This window comes from Actinomyces sp. oral taxon 180 str. F0310, assembly GCF_000185285.1.
Taxonomy (GTDB): domain Bacteria; phylum Actinomycetota; class Actinomycetes; order Actinomycetales; family Actinomycetaceae; genus Pauljensenia.
In genome coordinates this window covers 885,832-903,135 of sequence record NZ_GL622194.1, presented here as the reverse complement: position 1 = coordinate 903,135, position 17,304 = coordinate 885,832, and the positions used below count along the sequence as shown (strand labels likewise).

The window sequence follows — 17,304 nt, the reverse complement described above, 5'->3', positions numbered from 1 at the left end:
TTAGAGGATGGACTCGTAGGGGCCGAAATCAACGACGGCCGGAGCGTGGTTGTAGCGCTTGTCCGGCGGCGGCAACTGCATGTAGTCGCCGTAGCCCCGGCGCAGCAGCGCATCGTAGTCGTGCTGGATCATCACGGTGATGTCCTCGAAGGGGACCCGCCGAGTGGGGAAAAACTCCTCCTCGCGCACGATCCAATTCTGCGGGTCGCGCATCGTGAAGTCCGCGTACACCCCCGTTCCCGCGCCCTCGTAGCGGCGGACGGCGCGCTCCCAGCGGGCCTGCAGGCTGCGCGGGGTTGCGCGCAGTGCCTTGAGTCCCAGGTGCGCCACGGTCGTCGCCGAGTAGATGAGTGCCTTCTTCCACGTCGGCGGATTGATGAGGTAGGGGCGAGCGGTGCCCTGCAGGAACAGCAGGCGTCCCCACCACCAGGACGCGCGAGACATTGCGCGGAAGGCCTTCTCGTCGGCGGGGATCTCGTCGAGGGGAAGAATGTCGACGAAGAAGGGCATCCGATAGGCCGAATCGCGGGCCGCTTCCGGGACGAGGAGGGTCCCGGGGATCACCATCTTCGTGAACATGAACGGAAAGTCCTCGCACGTGCGAGTGTTATCCAGACGGAAACGCTCATCCATGTGCTCGGGCGCCTCGGCGAGAAAACGCTCGTAGTCGGCGCGCGTCATCATCACGTCAATGTCGTCGTCCCAGGGAATGAAACCCCCGTGGCGAATCGCCCCGATGGCGGTTCCCCCGTAGACCGCGTATGACACCCCGATGAGCCCGCAGACACGGTCCAGTTCCGCCAGGATCAACGTCAGAAGCTTGTGCACCTTGGCCAGGTCACTCCGGGGTGTCGCCATAAGTCCTCCACTTGTGGAAAGCTGGTGGGCGCATGCGCGCCCACCAGCCATTGTCTCACGCCTGATTACGGCTTTCCGTCCCAGTGCGCCTGGGAAGGAGATCACCCCACGAGGGGGTTGCCGCCAGAACCGTGCCGACGAGAATCACCGCGCAGCACAGGATCTGGAATGCGGTGGGCACCGTCCCCTGCAGCACGAGAGCGAAGATGACCGCCCACGCCGAATACGAGATGTTGAGCGCCATGCCGCGCGACGCCCCGATCGCGGACAGCGCCTTGTAGTAGAACAGGTACGAGGCAGTACCCGCCAGGCCCGCGAGTACCGCGACACCCGCCGAGAGATGGGCGAGGGAGTGCAGCGTGAAGCCAAAGACTCCCGCGATGGGTGCGACGATGAAGAGATAGACCGCCGCCGAGGTCGTCTCGCGGATCTGCAACGCAACCTCGTTGTCCACGGTGTCGTCGCGCATCCCCCAGGTCAGGATCACGGCCTCCGATCCCCAGCCGACCACGCACGCCAACGCTCCCGCGACTCCGAGAACGGCGTTGCCGCCCTCGACGGCGTCGGTGGTGGCCGTCCACCCGGTCGCCACGATCGCGGCCAACGCGACCAGCAGGGCCACGATCTGGCGGGCCGCCATGGACTCCTTGAGGAGGACGAAGGCCAGCAGCGTGCCCAGGGCCGGGTAGAACGTGGAGATGATGGCCGTCGGCCCGGGGCCGATGTTGTCGATCGCGATCAGGTAGCCGCTCATGCCGATCGGTCCGCCCAGCAGCGCCGCGGCGACCACGGCCCGTCCCGCGCGGCTGCGCAGCGCCTTCGCGCTGTCCCGCAGGCGTCCGCGAATTGCCATGTAGACCAGCAGGATGACGGCACACGCCACATCATGCAGGACCGCTCCGGCCAGGGCCGACTGCTCGAAGGACGCGAAAGGCGTCATCGCCAGAGCGATCGCCAACACCACCGTGTCCAGACCCCACAGGGCACCCGAGAAGATTCCGTAGCGCTTACCTCCACTCTCCTTCCTCATGCCAGCTCACCGCCCTGCGTGTTCTCCTGAGCGTGCTGCGCACACGCCTCGTAGGAGGCGAGCAGCGAATCGAGGGTGCGCGTCGCGTGCGAATAGTAGGTATAGAGCCATTCGCCCACGTCGTCGCCCTCGGCCTCCTTGACGAGCGCCCACACGTACCAGCACCAGCCCGCGAAGACCTCGTAGGAGAAGAAGTGCCTCTCCTCGCGCTCGCTCGGTGCGTGCCCGAGGTAGAACTCCAGGGCGGCGCGTGCGCGCTCGCCGTTCATCTCCGGCGTGCACACGACCATCGTTCCAAAGTCTGCGGCCACGTCGGACATGCCGGCGTACTCCCAGTCGATGAGGCTGATGGCTCCGTCCGTGGACACGAGGAAGTTGGGCGGGAAGAAGTCATTGTGGGAGGGGACCACCTCGAAGCCGTCGGCGTCGGCAAACGCCTTCAGGCGCGCGACCTTCTCGCGCAGCTCGCGGTATCCGGGTACGTCGATCGGCCCGAACTGGCGCAGAATGTTCTCGTAACGGTTGGCCTCGGTGATGAAATCGAAGGACCTCTTGAGGATGCGCCCCGAGCAGTGGAGCGCCCGATCCATCTCCATCGCCGCGCGAAGCTCCTTCTCGCTCGTCACATCCAAGTTGCGAACGTCGGTGATGAAGCGAGAGATCTTCCAGCCCGCCTGCGGGTCTCCGGCGACGAAGGTGTCGTCAATGCCCAGCTCGGCGGCCAGTCGCAGGGCGGCGAACTCGGCGCTGCGGTCCACGATCTTCTCGGTCCCAATGCCCGGATGACGGTACACGTACTGCGCGTCGCCCACCGCGAAGTGGCACGACAGGTTCGTGATGCCCTGTTTGAGCGGATAGAAGTCGCGGATATCGGACTTCGCGCAGCCGAGCGTTTGCACGATGTGATCGAAGACCTCCGAGTCCACGTTCTCCATGAACAGCGGGTCGAAGCTGCGAAGCTCGTCGACGGAGTCAAACTCGTGGATGACTCCGTCCGGGTAGCGGCGAATCACCATGTCGAAGGACTTGATGTGGTCGAGGTAGATGGCCTCCCAGAGCTTGGCCGCGGTCTCCGGCCGGTCGTAGACGCTCTCCAACACGGTGCGGAACTGAGCGGAGAACGCGCGGTCGAAGTAGACGTGGCCGAGCATGACCCACGCGTCCGCGCCGCCGATGCTCGCGCCCGTAATCCGGTCGGAGGGACCGACCTTGAGGCACCACTCGGGCGTGGGACCCTCCACGTAGTTGGCCGAGTAATAGGCCTTGTACACGTAGGGTTCGAACGGGTTCGTCGTGAAGTAGTCGTCGGAGGAACACACGTAGGTGTTGTCCAGGATGTCTCGCACCAGCCACAGGGAGCCGTTGTTGTTGCGGGTGGCGTACTCGCGATTGACGACGATGTTCACCCCGTACTTCTTTCCGAGGTAGAAGAAGTACTCCTTCTTGTAGCCCACAACCATCGTGACGTTGGTGATTCCGGCCTCGTGAAGCTGGCGGATCTGGCGCTCCACCAGGATCTCCCCGCGCACCTTGAGCGTGCCCTTGGGGCGCTCGTAGCTGATGGGCGCGAAACGCGAGGATATGCCGGCGGCCATGATGACGGCGCCGGTGACCCGGTAGGGTTCGAGGGCCTCGCGGCCAGCGGGGGTCAGGGCGCGGTCGTCAATGTAGCCCAGGGCCTCGCACTCGCGGGTCGCCGTGTTGACGCGGCCCAGGCTCATCCCGGTGACCTCGGAGAGGGCGCGCTGGGTGAGGGGGCGCTCCTCCTTCAGGAGCGTGGACAGGATGTTGAACTGAGGTTCGGTGAGGGAACCGATGGTGCAGGATGCCATGGCCTCCCTTTCGTTCACTAGGTGAAATGCTGACTGCGCGTTCGAGCTTAGCACTCAATCCTCAAACTGTGAACATGAGGGGTTTATCCCACTCCACCGCTTCCCAGGCCTTGCCTCTAGTCGCGCGGCGAGGCCGAATCGCTCACTTCCTCGCGTGTGAGAAGCAGCGCAATCGTCAGGGCCACGATGAAGGCGAAGGAGGCTATCAGGCACACCGCGCTGGGCCCGATGGGGGCGCTTTCCCACCACCACGATGCCTCTTTGCTGAGGTTCAGGGTGTTGGACGAGGCGCTGCCGTGCGTGTAGCGCAGCAGGAGCGTAAAGATGGCGTAGAAGTTGAGCGTTCCCAGGAACACTGCGAGCATGCCGACCTGGGGGCGCGTGATCGTGCGCTCGCGCCGATCCATCGTGAGCATGAAGAAGAAGAGGACCGCCAGCAGGGGCATCATGTAGCGCGGCTGGTAGGAGATGACGTTGTTGAAGCGCTGGAGGACACCCAGGAGGATCGGAACCCCCGCCATCGCTCCAGCCAGCATCAGGGATGCCATTGCCTTACGCCACGACCACGAACGAACCCCCGCAATGATGATGGCGCCGGCAATCAGGAGGCCGATCGTCGACACGAAGCCGTCGTAGGGCACGTCCATCCATCCCGGCCCCCAGCGGTAGCCGTAGAAGCCTGCGAAGAACTGGGGGAGCGCGTGCAGGTTCGCCGCAAGCGCCTGAATGGCAGACATGTTCGGCGTGTCCGTCGACACGAGGGTGTTGGACGCGACGCTCGTCGATCTCATGATGAGGATTCCAATGATCGAGGCGAGCAGGGCGAGCACGCCCTCGGGCCAGCGATCGCGGCGCCAGCGCACCGCGAAGATCAGGGCAGCCGAGACGACGAAGAGGAAGAAGGCCGCGTCCGCGCGCGACGTGCACGCCAGGAGGGCGCCGATTGCGGCCCCTCCCATGAGACTCCAGCGGCGCCAGCCCTCGGAGTTGGCGGCCGACCACAGTCCCGCGGCGAAGGCGAGGACCCCGGAAAATGCCCACGATGAGGGGTTGTTCGACGCGATGAAGTAGATGCCCATCGGCGTCCACGCCGCCGCCATCGCCACAACGTAGCCTCGACGCAGGAACGAGGGCATGAGCGCTGCGATACCCCCCAGCAGCAGGACGGCAATGCCCCAGTTGATGATGCGCATCGTCAGGGCTGCGCGATGAGTGTCGTGGGCGATGAAGTGGTGGTGGAACTGGTAGTAGCCCCACGGGTAGTTTCCGTCGTCCCACCGGTCGGTGACGGCCGTGCGCTCGTCCGACAGGTTGTAGACGCAGGCGGCCGAACTCTCCCCGTGGAACGCGTAGCACGCGACGCGGTTCGACGCGATCGTCTCGGGAACCACCGGACCATAGGTGTCTTCCTCCGTGTAGCCCGTCTCGCATCCCGATTCGGAGAGTGGGGGAGTACACCAGATGGAGGCCAGGTGGTAGTCGTCATCGGGGGAGCCGCCCACCGGCGAGGAAACGGCCCACGCGACGCCCAGGGCGAACACGGAGGCGAGAAGGGCGATGACGCCCAGGATGTTCCAGTGACGGCGAGTCAGCGGGAGGCGTGTGGCGGGGGCGCGGCGTCCCTCGGTGTCGTTGCTGGAGTTTTGGGCGGTGGCCATGGGGTTGCTTCCTCGTGCTATCGGTGCGGGGGTCAGGAGACGGCGGCGCGGTAGGCCTGCGCGTGGATGCGGGCGGCGCGCTCCCACGTGAACTCGCCCGAGCGCTCGATGGCGGCCCGGCTCAGCTCGTCGCGCCGAGAGGGTGCGTCCAGCAGCGCGCTGAGCGCCAGCGCGATCGAATGGGGGTCCGTGTCGCAGTACTCGACGGCGTCTCCGCCGACCTCCGGCAGGGAGGTGAGGCGGGTGGTGAGCGTTGCGGCCCCACAGCTCATGGCCTCGAGAACGGGCAGGCCGAAGCCCTCCGCGATCGAGGGGTAGGCCAGGACGAGGCAGCCCGAGAGGAATCCTGGCAGGTCCGTCAGGGGCAGGTAGCCGGGCCGCAGGACCGTCAGATGGGAGGGAACCGAGGCCAGCGCCGGCTCGATGTCCTCATCCCAGCCCTTTCCTCCGGCCAACACGAGGGCGGGGGGTTGTGGCCGATCCGACACGGCCTGCACCCAGCCGCGCACCAGGTTCGGCACGTTCTTGCGGGGCTCGAGAGTGCCCAGGAAGCCGATGTAGTCGCGGCCATCGAGCCCGAGGCTGGACTTGACGCGCTCGCGCTCGGCGTCGTCCACCGGGTGGAAGATGTCGCGGTCCACACCGTGGTAGGCGACGTAGAACTGGGAGGCGTCCCCTCCCGCGTACTTGATCGTCTCGTCGCGCGTCGCCTCCGAGGGGACCACGAGCGCGGACGCGCGACGAATGGCACGGCGGATCGCAGACGTGAAGAAACGCTGCTTGAGGCGAGAATGGGCCTGCGGGTGGGAGAAGAACGTCGCGTCGTGCAAGGTGATGACGACCGGAACGCCCGGGAACTGCGGGGAGGTGTAGTGGGGGGAGTGAAGGACGTCGGGGCGCACCTTTCGGATGAGGGAGGCGAGCCCCGTCTGTTCCCACGCCATGCGTGCCGGGCGTGACTCGAAGCGCGGGGAGATGGGAATGATGCGGGCGGAGGGCAGGCGCGTCGCGAAGTGCTCCGCGTCGCGTTCCTGAACCGCCATCGTGAGATCGACGCCCTGCCGCTCCAGTTCGGGCACGAGGTCATCGACGTAGCGGCCGACACCCCCAAGGTTTGCGGGAATCGCGGTGGCGTCCATCAGGACACGGATTGGGGAGGAGAGGAAGGTGGGCATGAGGGTCCCCCGGGTCGCGGCAACGAATCCTCCCTATTGTAGGACATGATGCGTGCGCGATATCCATCGAGGCTGCCGCGTCCACTATTGTGAGGGCATGAGCCTGCGCGTCGGAATGGTAGTGGAACAAATGTGGCAGAGCGTGCCCGGAGGGTCGGGGCGCTACATCGTTGAGCTCGCCTCGCGCCTGGCCGCCGAGGGGATCAATCCCGTGGGTGTTGCCGCTCGCCACGGGGGGCGAGCACCTTCCGCCGAGCAGGTTGGCCTCACGATTCCCGTGCGTACCTCTTTCCTGCCGCGCCGCGCCCTGTACGCCGCGTGGGACCGGCTGACCTGGCCGAGCGTGGACCGGATGCTGGGGGTGGGCTCGCCGGGCGGAGCCCGCGTTGTCCACGCGACAACCTGGGCGATTCCTCCCACTTCTCTTCCGCTCGTCGTTACCGTCCACGACGTTGCCTTCCTGCGCGAGGCGAGCCACTTCACCGCCCACGGCGCCGCCTACTTCCGCCGCGCCCTCGCGACAACCAGGTGCTGCGCCGACGCCGTCGTCGTCCCCTCGCGCGCCACGGCCGAGGATTGCATCGAGGCCGGGATCGAGGAGGACGTCATCACGGTGATTCCCCACGGCCTGACACACACGCCGGTCACGGGCGAGCAGGTCGATGCCTTCCGCTCGCGCAACGGCCTGACGCGCCCGTACATCCTGTGGGTGGGCACCCGCGAACCGCGCAAGAACCTGCCCACCCTTCTACAGGCCTACCGCGCCCTGGCCCCGACCTCGGAGCTGGACCTCGTTCTCGTTGGACCCGCCGGATGGGGGCAGGACCCCACCGAGGCCGACCTGCCCTCCACCCGCGTCCACGTCCTCGGGCGCTTGGACGATACCGATCTGGCGTGCGCCTACGCCGGGGCCCGAGTCTTCACCTTCCCCTCCATCTGGGAGGGCTTCGGCCTGCCGGTCCTCGAAGCCATGGCCCACGGAACCCCCGTCGTCACGAGCGCCGATACGTGCATGGCGGAGATCACCGGGGATGACGCCGGCCTGCTGGTGCCCGCAACCAGCGCCTCCGCGCTCGCCGACGCCCTCGAGGCGGCCGCGGGACCCGAGCACCAACGCCTGGCCGCAGCCGGACTCAGGCGCGCCAGGGACTTCACGTGGGAAGCATCCGCCGCGGCCCACGCCCTGCTCTACGAATCGCTGGCGGGTACCCGATGAGTCACGCGCGCGGAGATGAGACCCCCGTCAAGGCGGCCGCGTGTGTGCCCCCCGCTCTCGCCAGGCCGAGCGCACGCGTCGTTCTCGTCAACTGGAAGAACGCGCCCCTGACCCTGAGAGCTGCGCGCTCCGTCGCCGTCCAGCTCGCGCCGGGAGATCGGCTCGTCCTCGTCGACAACGGCTCGGCAGACGGCTCCCTCGCCGCCATGCGCGCCGAGGTGCCTGGCCTCCTGGCGCTCGTGGGAACACGCAGCCCCCGGGGTGGCGCCGCGCAGCACGGGCAGATCGAGGTCGTGGACGCGCGAGAGAACGGCGGATTCGGGGCCGGGGTCATGGCGGGAGCGCAGGCGATGACCGAGGATGCCCTCGTCCTGCTCAACAACGACGCCACCGCCCGCGACGGGTTCCTTGACGCCCTCCTCGCGCCGCTGTCCGACCCCGACGTGGGCGCCACGACCGCGCTCCTTCTCCTGGCGGGGCGCTATCGGCCCGCGCTCGCGGGGGACGGCGAGGCCCTTGTCGGGCCCGACGGACAGCGCTGGGTTCGCCTCAGCGAGGCCGAGGCCGATACCGGGGAAGGGATCGTCCTGGTGAACTCGACGGGGAACGTGGTGGACGCCTCGGGCAACGGCCAGGACCGCGACTGGCTCACGCCGGCCTCGCACCTGAGCGCATCCCCCGACGTGTTTGGCGTGTGCGGGGGTGCGTGTGCGATCCGGCGCGACGCGTGGGAAGCAGTCGGAGGAATCCGCACGGATCTGTTCATGTACTACGAGGACACGGACCTGTCCTACAAGCTCCGCGAGGCCGGCTACCGGGTGCGATTCGCCTCTCGCGCCATCGCCGATCACGAGCACGCCGCCTCCTCGGACGCGCACTCGCCGATGTTCATGCGGGTGAATGCCCGCAATCGCCTGATCGTCGCCGCCGAGCACGCGCCGTGGGGTGTGCTCGTCCGGGCGCTCGTCAGGTCCCTCGGGCGAGCGGCGAGCGCGGGCTTTTCCGGCCCGGCGGCGCGCGGCATCGCCCAGGGACTGGCGGCGCTCCCGGGAGCGCTGCGTAGAAGGAGCGCCGCACGCACCAGCTGCGCCAGTGAGAACGCCCACTCGTCTAAGGCTCGGCGAGGGCGGGAACGTGAGTAAAGAGACAGCGGTGCCGGGCACCTCGGAGGGCACCCCCATCCGAGTATGGTTCCGTTAGCCGCTAGACTTGCGTCCATGACACAGACGAATCCTCTGGTGCGTAAGGTCGCGAAGGGCACCTCCTACCTCAGGCGCAACGGGGTGCGGATGACCACCGCCCGACTCCTGCAGGGAATGGGCAACCAGATCGCAAACTCCGGCAAGGGCAAAGGCAAGGGCAAGATTCCCCTCGGAATGCTCGTGAAGTTCTCCGACGCCGCAGCGCTGGACTGGGCAAGCGAACCCCACTGGAGGACCAACCCCCGCACCGTCGGCGAGGGGCCCTACACGACGGCCTGGATCATGTCCCCTCCGGGAGAATCCTCCGGCGGGCATCAGAACATCTTCCGTTTCCTGTCCTACCTGGAGGCCGCCGGACACCGGGTCAAGATCTTCCTGTACTGGTCCCAGAAGATTCCCGTGGACGCCGATCGCGTGCGCGAGATGATCGAGCGTTCCAGCGCATACCCGACCCTGAAGGCGAGCTACGCCCTCTACGACCCCGCCGTCGGGGTGGGTGAGGACGTGGACGCCATCTTCGCCACGGGGTGGGAAACCGCCTACCCCGCATACCTGGACCGCTCCCGCGCGCGGCGCTACTACTTCGTCCAGGACTTTGAGCCCTCCTTCTACCCCGTGGGGTCGGAGAACCAGCTCGCCGAGAATACCTACCGCTTCGGCTTCGAAGCATTCACCGCCGGCAGGTGGCTGGCCAAGAAGCTCCACGACGAGTACGGGATGACGACCCATCCCTTCGACTTCGCCTCGGACCTGTCGCTGTATCAGCGCACGAATGACCAGCGCCGCAAGGACATCTTCTTCTACGCTCGGCCGGTCACGATGCGCCGCGGCTTCGAGCTGGGGTGCATGGTTCTAGCCGACGTGAAGAAGCGTCGCCCCGACATCCGCATCCACATGGCCGGATGGGACGTGTCGGACTGGAAGGTGCCCTTCGACTACGTCAATCACGGGGCGATGAAACTCGAGGAGCTGTCGCCGCTGTACAACAGGTGCGCCGCGGCCCTCGTCATGTCGCTCACCAACCTGTCTCTCCTGCCGCTGGAACTGCTGTCCTGCGGGACGATACCGGTCGTCAACGACGGGCCCAACAACCGCCTCGTGGCCGACAACCCCAACATTGACTACGTGCCGCTGTCCCCCGGGGCGCTCGCGGCTGAGCTCATCCGCATCGTTGACGCCGACGACCAAGTCGAGGCGTCGCGCAGGGCTGCGGCCTCGGTCGAATCGCTCAGCTGGGCGGATTCGGGCAGGCGCTTCGTTGCCGACTTCGAGGAGGCCATGCATGCCTAAGATCTTGGTCGTCGGAGGAAACGGGTTCCTCGGCTCGCATCTCGTCGACGCGCTCGCCCGCAACGAGGGAACGTCGATCCGCGCCTTCGACATGTTCGGCAGCGGGACTCACTGGAACGCTACCGGCGTCGAAGCCTTCGACGGGAACTTCCTCAATCACGACGACGTGTCGCGCGCGGTGACGGGCGTCGACATCGTCGTGCACATGCTCTCCACGACCGACCCGGCCACCGCGGAGAACGACCCCACGCTGGACGTTCGCACGAACATCCAGGGAAGCATCGACCTCTTCCAGGCGTGCGTGGATGCCGGGGTCAAGCACGTGTACTTCGCCTCCAGCGGGGGCACGATCTACGGTGATCAGGATAAGGTGAGCTACCACGAGGGCGACCCCACGCTGCCGGTGTCCCCCTACGGGATCGGAAAGCTCACCATCGAGAACTACATGCGTTTCTTCGCCCGCAAGTTCGCGCTCAAATCTACCTCGCTGCGCATCTCCAATCCCTATGGAACCAGGCAGAACCCGCACAAGAGGCAGGGCATCATTCCGATCTTCCTGCGCCACGTGCTGGGGGGAGAAGCCCTGACGGTCATGGGCGATGGCAGCATGTTCCGCGACTACATTTACGTGGGCGACTTCGCCTCCATCGTCTCCACCATGATCGAGCGCGGGGCGACCCGCTCGATCTACAACATTGGATCGGGACGAGGAACCAGCGTGAATGACATCGTCGCCTCCATCCGCCGAGTCACCGGGACCGACCCGGAGATCCAGTACGTTCCCACCCCCTCGACTTACGTGCACGGTTCCGTCTTGAACACCGAGCGCGTCAATAGGGAGTTTGGTCCCTTCGAGATGACAACCCTGGATCAGGGAATCGCGAAAACCTGGCAGGAGATTCAAGCACATGGCTACTGAGAACGCGCCCATCGAGGCCAAGGATGCGACCCTGGACGTCAGCGTCGTCATCCTGACGTACAACGGCGAGCAGCACATTGACGAGATCCTCTCCTCGCTGACCAATCAGCGATACGAGGGGACCTACGAGATCCTCGTCATTGACTCCGGCTCCACCGACTCCACCCTCGACATCGTCGCCACGTACCCGTCGGTGCGCCTCCATCAGATCCCGAACAGCGAGTTCGGGCACGGCAAGACCCGCAACCTCGGCGCTCACCTGGCCAAGGGTCGCATCGTCGCCTACCTGACGCACGACGCGACCCCCGTCTCGGACCGTTGGCTGCACGAGATCACCGCGCCCTTCGCCATCTCCGAGCGCATCGTGGCCGTCATGGGCTCGCAGATCCCTCGCCCCGATGCCTTCCCCCTGCTGCGCTACGAAATTAAGGGCGTCTTTGGTGGTTTCGGCCCGGGTTTTGGCACCACGCTGTTCTACGACGATGACTTTATCCAGGACGAGGGCGTGCGCAACGCCGTCACCTTCTACTCCGACGTGAACTCCGCCGCCCGCAAGGACGTGCTCACCGGCGAGGTGCCGTACCGCGACGTGTCCTACGCGGAGGACCAGCTGCTGGGCAGGGATGTCATCGCGGCCGGATACATCAAGGCCTACGCCCCGCGAGCCGCCGTCCTGCACTCGAACGAGATGACCGTCAGCGAGTACGACGATCGCATGTTCGAGGAGACGCAGGGGCTGCGCGAGGTGGGCATCGACGTGGCCATGCCCTCGATCCCCACCGTGATCCGCATGGTGACCACGGGCATTCTCAAGGACGCGCTGCGCCTGGCGCGGGACCGCGAGGTCGGTAGGCGCCGCAAGATCAGCGGCTTCTTCCTCAACCCCGCCTACCACGTCCAGAAGTGGAGGGGCGTGCGCAGGGGCGTTCGTTCCCCGCTGAAACGATATGGCCAGTGAGTCCCTGACTAAGCGGTCGGATATAGTGAGTTGTTATGACTGAAAGCACGCCACGTTCTCCTTCGACGTCGCTCGCCCAGCGGGTTGCGCGCATCGAAGGCGAACCCCTGCGCGAGCTGGGGGACAAGAGCGGCCTGTGGAACGGGACGAAGCGAGCGTTCGCCGACGTGTGGAATCGTCGCGAGCTGCTGCGCCTGCTCGTCAACCGTGAGCTCAAGGCTCGCTACAAGGACTCCAACCTCGGGTTCGTGTGGTCGTTGTTCAAGCCGCTCTCACAGCTCCTCATCTACTTCATCGTGATCGGCCAGTTCCTGGGTGCCGCCCGGGGAATCCCCTCCTTCGCGATCTTCGTCTTCACCGGCCTGACGGCCTGGGGCTTCTTCCTCGAAGCGGTCACCGGCGGAACGGGGTCGATCGTGGCGAACTCCGGACTCATCAAGAAGGTCTACCTCCCTCGCGAGATTTTCCCGCTGTCAACCTTGGGTACCGCCGCGGTCAACTCCGCGATTCAGCTGGTCATCCTGCTCGGCGCAATCGTCGTCACCGGCGCGATACCATCGCTGCCCCAGCTGGCCTACCTGCCGCTGAGCCTGGTCGTGCTGGTCATCTACGCCACGCTCTTCGCCCTGCTGCTCTCGGCGCTCAACGTCTACATGCGCGACATCCAGCACCTGATCGAGGTCATTACCTTCCTGGCCTTTTGGGCATCGCCCATCGTCTACTCCTACAGCTACGTGGAGCGGGCGCTGGCGCAGAGCTACCCCGTCATTCACGAGATATACCTCAGTAATCCCGTGACGCTGGCGATCCTCGGCTTCCAGAAGTCGCTGTGGGCAGCGGGGGCGGATCAGCCCTATCCCTCGCACCTGATGATTCGCCTCGCTGTGGCGGCCATCGTCGGTCTTCTCCTTATCTTTGGGGCGCACCGCATCTTTGCGCGCCTCGAGGGCAACTTCGCTCAGGAGCTGTAATGTCAATGCCCGAAGTCGTCCGCGTGGACAACGTCTCCAAGGTCTTTCAGCTGCACAGGGACACCTCCGTCAAGGATCGTATCCTGCGTTCCTCGGGCAGCCGGGTCAAGGAGTTTCGGGCCCTCGACTCCGTGAGCGTTGATGTGCGACTGAATGAGTCGGTGGGCCTCATGGGGCACAACGGATCGGGCAAGTCGACGCTGCTCAAGATCATGGGATCCATCATTCGGCCCACCTCCGGTCGCGTGACGACCCGCGGGCGCATGGCCGCCCTCCTCGAGCTGGGTGCTGGCTTCCACCAGGATCTGACGGGGCGAGAGAACGTCTTCCTGAACGCCTCGATCCTGGGCATGACGCGGGCGGAAACCGAGGCATGCTTCGACGAGATCGTCGCGTTTTCGGGTATCGAGCAGTTTATCGACACCCAGGTGAAGTTCTATTCCTCGGGCATGTATGTGCGCCTGGCCTTCGCCGTCGCCGTCCACTCCGACCCGGACGTGCTCCTCGTCGACGAGGTCCTGGCGGTCGGCGACGAGCCGTTCCAACGCAAGTGCATGGACAAGATCCACGAGTTCCAGACCGAGGGACGAGCCATCGTCCTGGTCTCCCACTCGGCGGAACAAGTGGAGTCCGTGTGTACGCGGGGAGTGGTTCTCGATCACGGCAAGCTCGTCTTCGAGGGATCGACGTCGGACGCGGTGCGCATTCTGCGCGAAGGATTCCAACGCGACGCCCTCGCCGCCCCCGTCCACACGGAGGAGAGCGGCACGATCTCGATCCGCGACATCGCGATGGTGGACGAGGACGGGGCGCCGCTTCGCGTCGCCCGCACGGGGGACACCATTCGCATTCGCATGGATCTGCACGCCTCCAAACGCGTCGAGGGCTGGGTGACGGCCTTCTCCTTGGACACGAACCTGGGCCAAAAGCTCCACTACTACAACTCGCGCAACTCCGGTGTGACGCTGCCGCCCATCGACGGAGACGCGACGGTGATGATCACCGTGCCCACCCTGACCCTGGGAGAGGGCATGTACCGGATGAACGTCTCCATTGACGACGCGGGCGGGCAGCCCTACGCTCAGCGCGACGGGGCGTGGGACCTCGTCGTGCAGGGCAACGGCATCGGCTCGGGGCCCGTCGCTCTTGATTCCGCGATCGAAGTCGAGGGCTGAGGGGCGCCCGGACTGCCGACGCGAGGCTTCCGACTCCAGATGGCGCGTGAGCGAATGCCTGCGCGCCGATCTGCGGCATAATGGGGGCAGCATCGGGCGCGGGTGCGCCCGACGAGACACGACCACGACAGGCCTGCGGGCACACGAAGGAGAAAGACCCATGAAGATCGTCGTCACCGGCGGCGCCGGCTTTATCGGAGCGAACTTTGTTCACACGCTCCTCGAGGACCATCCGGACGTCGACGTCGTCGTTCTGGACAAGTTCACCTACGCGGGCAACCGCGCCTCCCTCACCGACATCCCCGCCGATCAGGCGGCCCGCCTCAGCGTCGTTGAAGGCGACGTCGCCGACGCGGACCTGGTCGACGGCGTGGTTGGCGGCGCGGACGCGGTCGTTCACTTCGCCGCCGAATCCCACAACGACAACTCGCTCCTGGATCCCTCGCCGTTCATTCAGACGAACCTGGTGGGAACCTTCACCCTGCTTGAGGCCGTGCGTCGCCACAAGGTTCGTTTCCACCACATCTCCACGGACGAGGTCTACGGTGACCTCGAGCTGGACGATCCGGCGAAGTTCACGCCCACGACCCCCTACAACCCCTCCTCGCCCTACTCCTCCTCCAAGGCCGGGTCGGATCTCCTGGTGCGCGCGTGGGTGCGTTCCTTCGGAGTCGAGGCGACGATCTCCAACTGCTCCAACAACTACGGTCCCTACCAGCACATCGAGAAGTTCATTCCTCGCATGATCACCAACCGCCTGCGCGGAGTGCGTCCGCGCCTGTACGGCGACGGCCTGAATGTGCGCGACTGGATCCACGTGCGCGATCACAACACGGCCGTGTGGGAGATCCTCATGCGCGGACGGATCGGCGAGACCTACCTGATCGGCGCCAACGGCGAGACCAACAACCGCGACGTTGTCGCGATCCTGAACGAGCTCATGGGCTACCCGGCGGACGACTTCGACCACGTCACCGATCGCCCCGGGCACGACCTGCGCTACGCGATCGATAATTCCAAGCTCGTGACTGAGCTCGGCTGGGAGCCCCGCTTCACCAACTTCCGTGACGGCCTGGCCGACACGATCGCCTGGTACACGGACAACGAGGCCTGGTGGGCGCCCCTGAAGGAGGCCGTCGAAGCCAAGTACGCCGCCGAGGGGCACTGAGTCGTTGGCTGAGGTGAGCCGAGACGGGGGTGGACCTCGTCCCCGCGTCACCGTCCTCATGGCCACCTACAACGGGATGGCCGAGGGCGGGGCGTGGCTCGACGAGCAGATCGACTCTGTCCTCGATCAGGTCGGGGTGGAGGTGTCCCTGGTCGTATCCGACGATGCTTCCACGGACTCGACGCGCTCCCACCTGGATGCGCGCTCCGCCGCCGACCCGCGCATCACCGTTGTGCCCCAGCGCGAAGGCAAGCCGGGGGTCACGGGTAACTTCCTGCACCTGTTTACCACCCACGTTCCCGACGGCTCCTACGTGGCGTTCACGGACCAGGACGACGTGTGGCACCGGGACAAACTGTCCGGGCAGCTGGCTCTCATGCGCGCCGAAGGGGCCTGCGTGGTTTCCTCCAATGTCACCTCCTTCGAGAGCCTACCGGGCGGGGCGGTGGGTGAGCGTCGCCTCATTCGCAAATCTCAGCCGCAGCGCGCGTGGGACTTCCTGTTTGAGGCCGCGGGACCGGGGTCGACCTACCTCTTCTCTCCCGACGCTCACGCGGCTCTCGTCGAGGCGGTCTCACGCCTGGACTACAGCGAGATCGGCGTTCACGACTGGTACCTGTACGCGCTCGCGCGCGCGCGTGGCCTGCCGTGGGTGATCGGCGAGGAACCGACGCTGGAATACCGCCAGCACGGCGGCAACGTGCAGGGAGCAAACTCTGGTGCGGGGGCGCGCGATGCTCGCATGGCCAAGCTGCGCAACGGCTTCTATCGCAGGCAGTTCATTCTGACGGCGCGTGCCGCCCTCGCGGTGGGCACTTTTGAACCCCGTCGACGCCGCGAGTTGGAGGCAATCCTCGGCGAGCTTGAGGATCAGGGTCTGGCGGCGAGGCTGCGCTTTAGCATGCGCTGGCCACACATCAGGCGCGACCGCGTGGAGGGCATCAAGCTCGCCGCCGCGCGCGTCCTGGGAGTCTGGTAGCTAGCGCCGATACGCCACCAGGCCTGTGTCAACCGCCTCGGAGCGGAGGATCTGGGTCAGAGACTCGGGCGGGGTCGTGCGCGGGTCGATGATGACGACGGAGCGGCCGGCCATCCACTGGTCCAGGACCTGCCCCACGCCCGTGCGCTGGTCCCATAGGAGCGCGACGCGATTGCCCACGATGGGTCCCTGCTGGCGAAGCCCGGCCAGCGCCTCGTCCCTGACGGCGTCCAGGATGGGGGGAGTGTCCACGACGAGAACGTCGGGTTGCATCGCGATCTCCGCGAGAGCGTCCAAGGCCCCGCCGAGCGGACCCTCCCACGAGAACGACAGGTAGGCGGCCGGTTGAGCTAAGACGTGCGCGCCGGCCTCAAGGGCATGCGCGGCCTCGGGCCCGAGATCATTCGAGACGAAGACGTCCCCGGGGAGGGGGCGACGCGTCTCGAGCATCTCCCACGACAAGGACCGGGCGGCGACCTGCCACAGGACGTCCTGCCACGGTTGCAGGGAGGTGTAGAGCCGCGCGGGCGTGATCTCATCCGAGCCGAAAAGGTCGGTGGCAAGCTCGTTTGTCAGGTAGTTTGCTATCTTCGCGAGCCATCGGGCGACCACGGGGCCACCCAGTTCGACGCGTTCGTTCCCGTACTGCGTGAGAGTCGGGCCTGACCAGCCGTTAACGACCTCCACGCAGTCGGTGAGGCTCGTCATAGTTTTTGCCGGATTCTCTTTCATGCTTTCAAGTATATCGAAGGTCCTAGACCAACCAAGTACCTAGTAACTGTGAAGTATGTGGGGGACTGCATTGTTTTACCGCTGGGTCAAGTGGAACGGCAAAGGTCTCAATATCGCGAAAGCGCTTGACTTCCGACAACG

Annotated in this window: 15 protein-coding genes; 9 read left to right on the top strand and 6 right to left on the bottom strand. The window is 65.9% G+C overall.

Annotation, left to right across the window (positions count from 1 at the left end):
* The 5 genes from HMPREF9006_RS03915 to HMPREF9006_RS03895 all read right to left on the bottom strand — a co-directional run bounded on the left by HMPREF9006_RS03915 (window position 1) and on the right by HMPREF9006_RS03895 (window position 6,553).
* Window positions 1-858, bottom strand: a complete 858-nt coding sequence (locus HMPREF9006_RS03915) for a LicD family protein (RefSeq protein ID WP_009212244.1) — start codon at window positions 856-858, stop codon at window positions 1-3.
* 55 nt (window positions 859-913) lie between these two features.
* On the bottom strand, window positions 914-1,888 hold the full coding sequence (locus HMPREF9006_RS03910; protein WP_009212243.1) for a DMT family transporter: 975 nt from the start codon (window positions 1,886-1,888) through the stop codon (window positions 914-916).
* A complete protein-coding gene (locus tag HMPREF9006_RS03905; protein WP_009212242.1) occupies window positions 1,885-3,720 on the bottom strand; it encodes a phosphotransferase in 1,836 nt (611 codons plus the stop codon). The genes HMPREF9006_RS03910 and HMPREF9006_RS03905 overlap by 4 nt, the downstream gene beginning before the upstream one ends.
* 116 nt (window positions 3,721-3,836) lie before the next feature.
* Entirely contained in the window at window positions 3,837-5,378 is a 1,542-nt protein-coding gene (locus tag HMPREF9006_RS03900; protein ID WP_009212241.1) for a DUF2142 domain-containing protein, read from the bottom strand.
* Window positions 5,379-5,410: 32 nt separating this feature from the next.
* On the bottom strand, window positions 5,411-6,553 hold the full coding sequence (locus HMPREF9006_RS03895; protein WP_009212240.1) for a glycosyltransferase family 4 protein: 1,143 nt from the start codon (window positions 6,551-6,553) through the stop codon (window positions 5,411-5,413).
* 97 nt (window positions 6,554-6,650) lie between these two features.
* Between HMPREF9006_RS03895 and HMPREF9006_RS03890 the strand changes: the two genes are divergently transcribed.
* The 9 genes from HMPREF9006_RS03890 (at window position 6,651) to HMPREF9006_RS03850 (ending at window position 16,431) form a co-directional block, all read left to right on the top strand.
* Window positions 6,651-7,769, top strand: coding sequence for a glycosyltransferase family 4 protein (locus HMPREF9006_RS03890; RefSeq protein WP_232209822.1), 1,119 nt, complete (start codon window positions 6,651-6,653; stop codon window positions 7,767-7,769).
* Window positions 7,766-8,911, top strand: coding sequence for a glycosyltransferase family 2 protein (locus tag HMPREF9006_RS03885; RefSeq protein ID WP_009212238.1), 1,146 nt, complete (start codon window positions 7,766-7,768; stop codon window positions 8,909-8,911). The genes HMPREF9006_RS03890 and HMPREF9006_RS03885 overlap by 4 nt, the downstream gene beginning before the upstream one ends.
* 75 nt (window positions 8,912-8,986) lie before the next feature.
* Window positions 8,987-10,261 carry a rhamnosyltransferase WsaF family glycosyltransferase gene (locus tag HMPREF9006_RS03880; RefSeq protein WP_009212237.1) on the top strand — a complete coding sequence of 425 codons (1,275 nt, stop codon included), beginning with the start codon at window positions 8,987-8,989 and terminating at the stop codon, window positions 10,259-10,261.
* Complete coding sequence (locus tag HMPREF9006_RS03875; RefSeq protein WP_009212236.1) at window positions 10,254-11,180, top strand: NAD-dependent epimerase/dehydratase family protein; 927 nt, start codon at window positions 10,254-10,256, stop codon at window positions 11,178-11,180. The genes HMPREF9006_RS03880 and HMPREF9006_RS03875 overlap by 8 nt, the downstream gene beginning before the upstream one ends.
* Window positions 11,170-12,138, top strand: a complete 969-nt coding sequence (locus tag HMPREF9006_RS03870) for a glycosyltransferase family A protein (RefSeq protein ID WP_009212235.1) — start codon at window positions 11,170-11,172, stop codon at window positions 12,136-12,138. Before HMPREF9006_RS03875 ends, HMPREF9006_RS03870 begins: the two co-directional genes overlap by 11 nt.
* A 35-nt stretch (window positions 12,139-12,173) precedes the next feature.
* On the top strand, window positions 12,174-13,109 hold the full coding sequence (locus tag HMPREF9006_RS03865; protein ID WP_009212234.1) for an ABC transporter permease: 936 nt from the start codon (window positions 12,174-12,176) through the stop codon (window positions 13,107-13,109).
* Complete coding sequence (locus HMPREF9006_RS03860) at window positions 13,109-14,284, top strand: ABC transporter ATP-binding protein (RefSeq protein WP_009212233.1); 1,176 nt, start codon at window positions 13,109-13,111, stop codon at window positions 14,282-14,284. The genes HMPREF9006_RS03865 and HMPREF9006_RS03860 overlap by 1 nt, the downstream gene beginning before the upstream one ends.
* 160 nt (window positions 14,285-14,444) lie before the next feature.
* On the top strand, window positions 14,445-15,452 hold the full coding sequence (gene rfbB, locus HMPREF9006_RS03855) for a dTDP-glucose 4,6-dehydratase (protein ID WP_009212232.1): 1,008 nt from the start codon (window positions 14,445-14,447) through the stop codon (window positions 15,450-15,452).
* Window positions 15,453-15,456: 4 nt separating this feature from the next.
* Window positions 15,457-16,431 carry a glycosyltransferase gene (locus HMPREF9006_RS03850; protein ID WP_156794387.1) on the top strand — a complete coding sequence of 325 codons (975 nt, stop codon included), beginning with the start codon at window positions 15,457-15,459 and terminating at the stop codon, window positions 16,429-16,431.
* On the opposite strand, the gene HMPREF9006_RS03845 is transcribed toward HMPREF9006_RS03850, so the two are convergent.
* Window positions 16,432-17,043, bottom strand: a complete 612-nt coding sequence (locus HMPREF9006_RS03845) for a hypothetical protein (RefSeq protein WP_034232064.1) — start codon at window positions 17,041-17,043, stop codon at window positions 16,432-16,434. It lies immediately after the preceding gene.
* Between the last annotated feature and the right edge of the window lie 261 nt (window positions 17,044-17,304).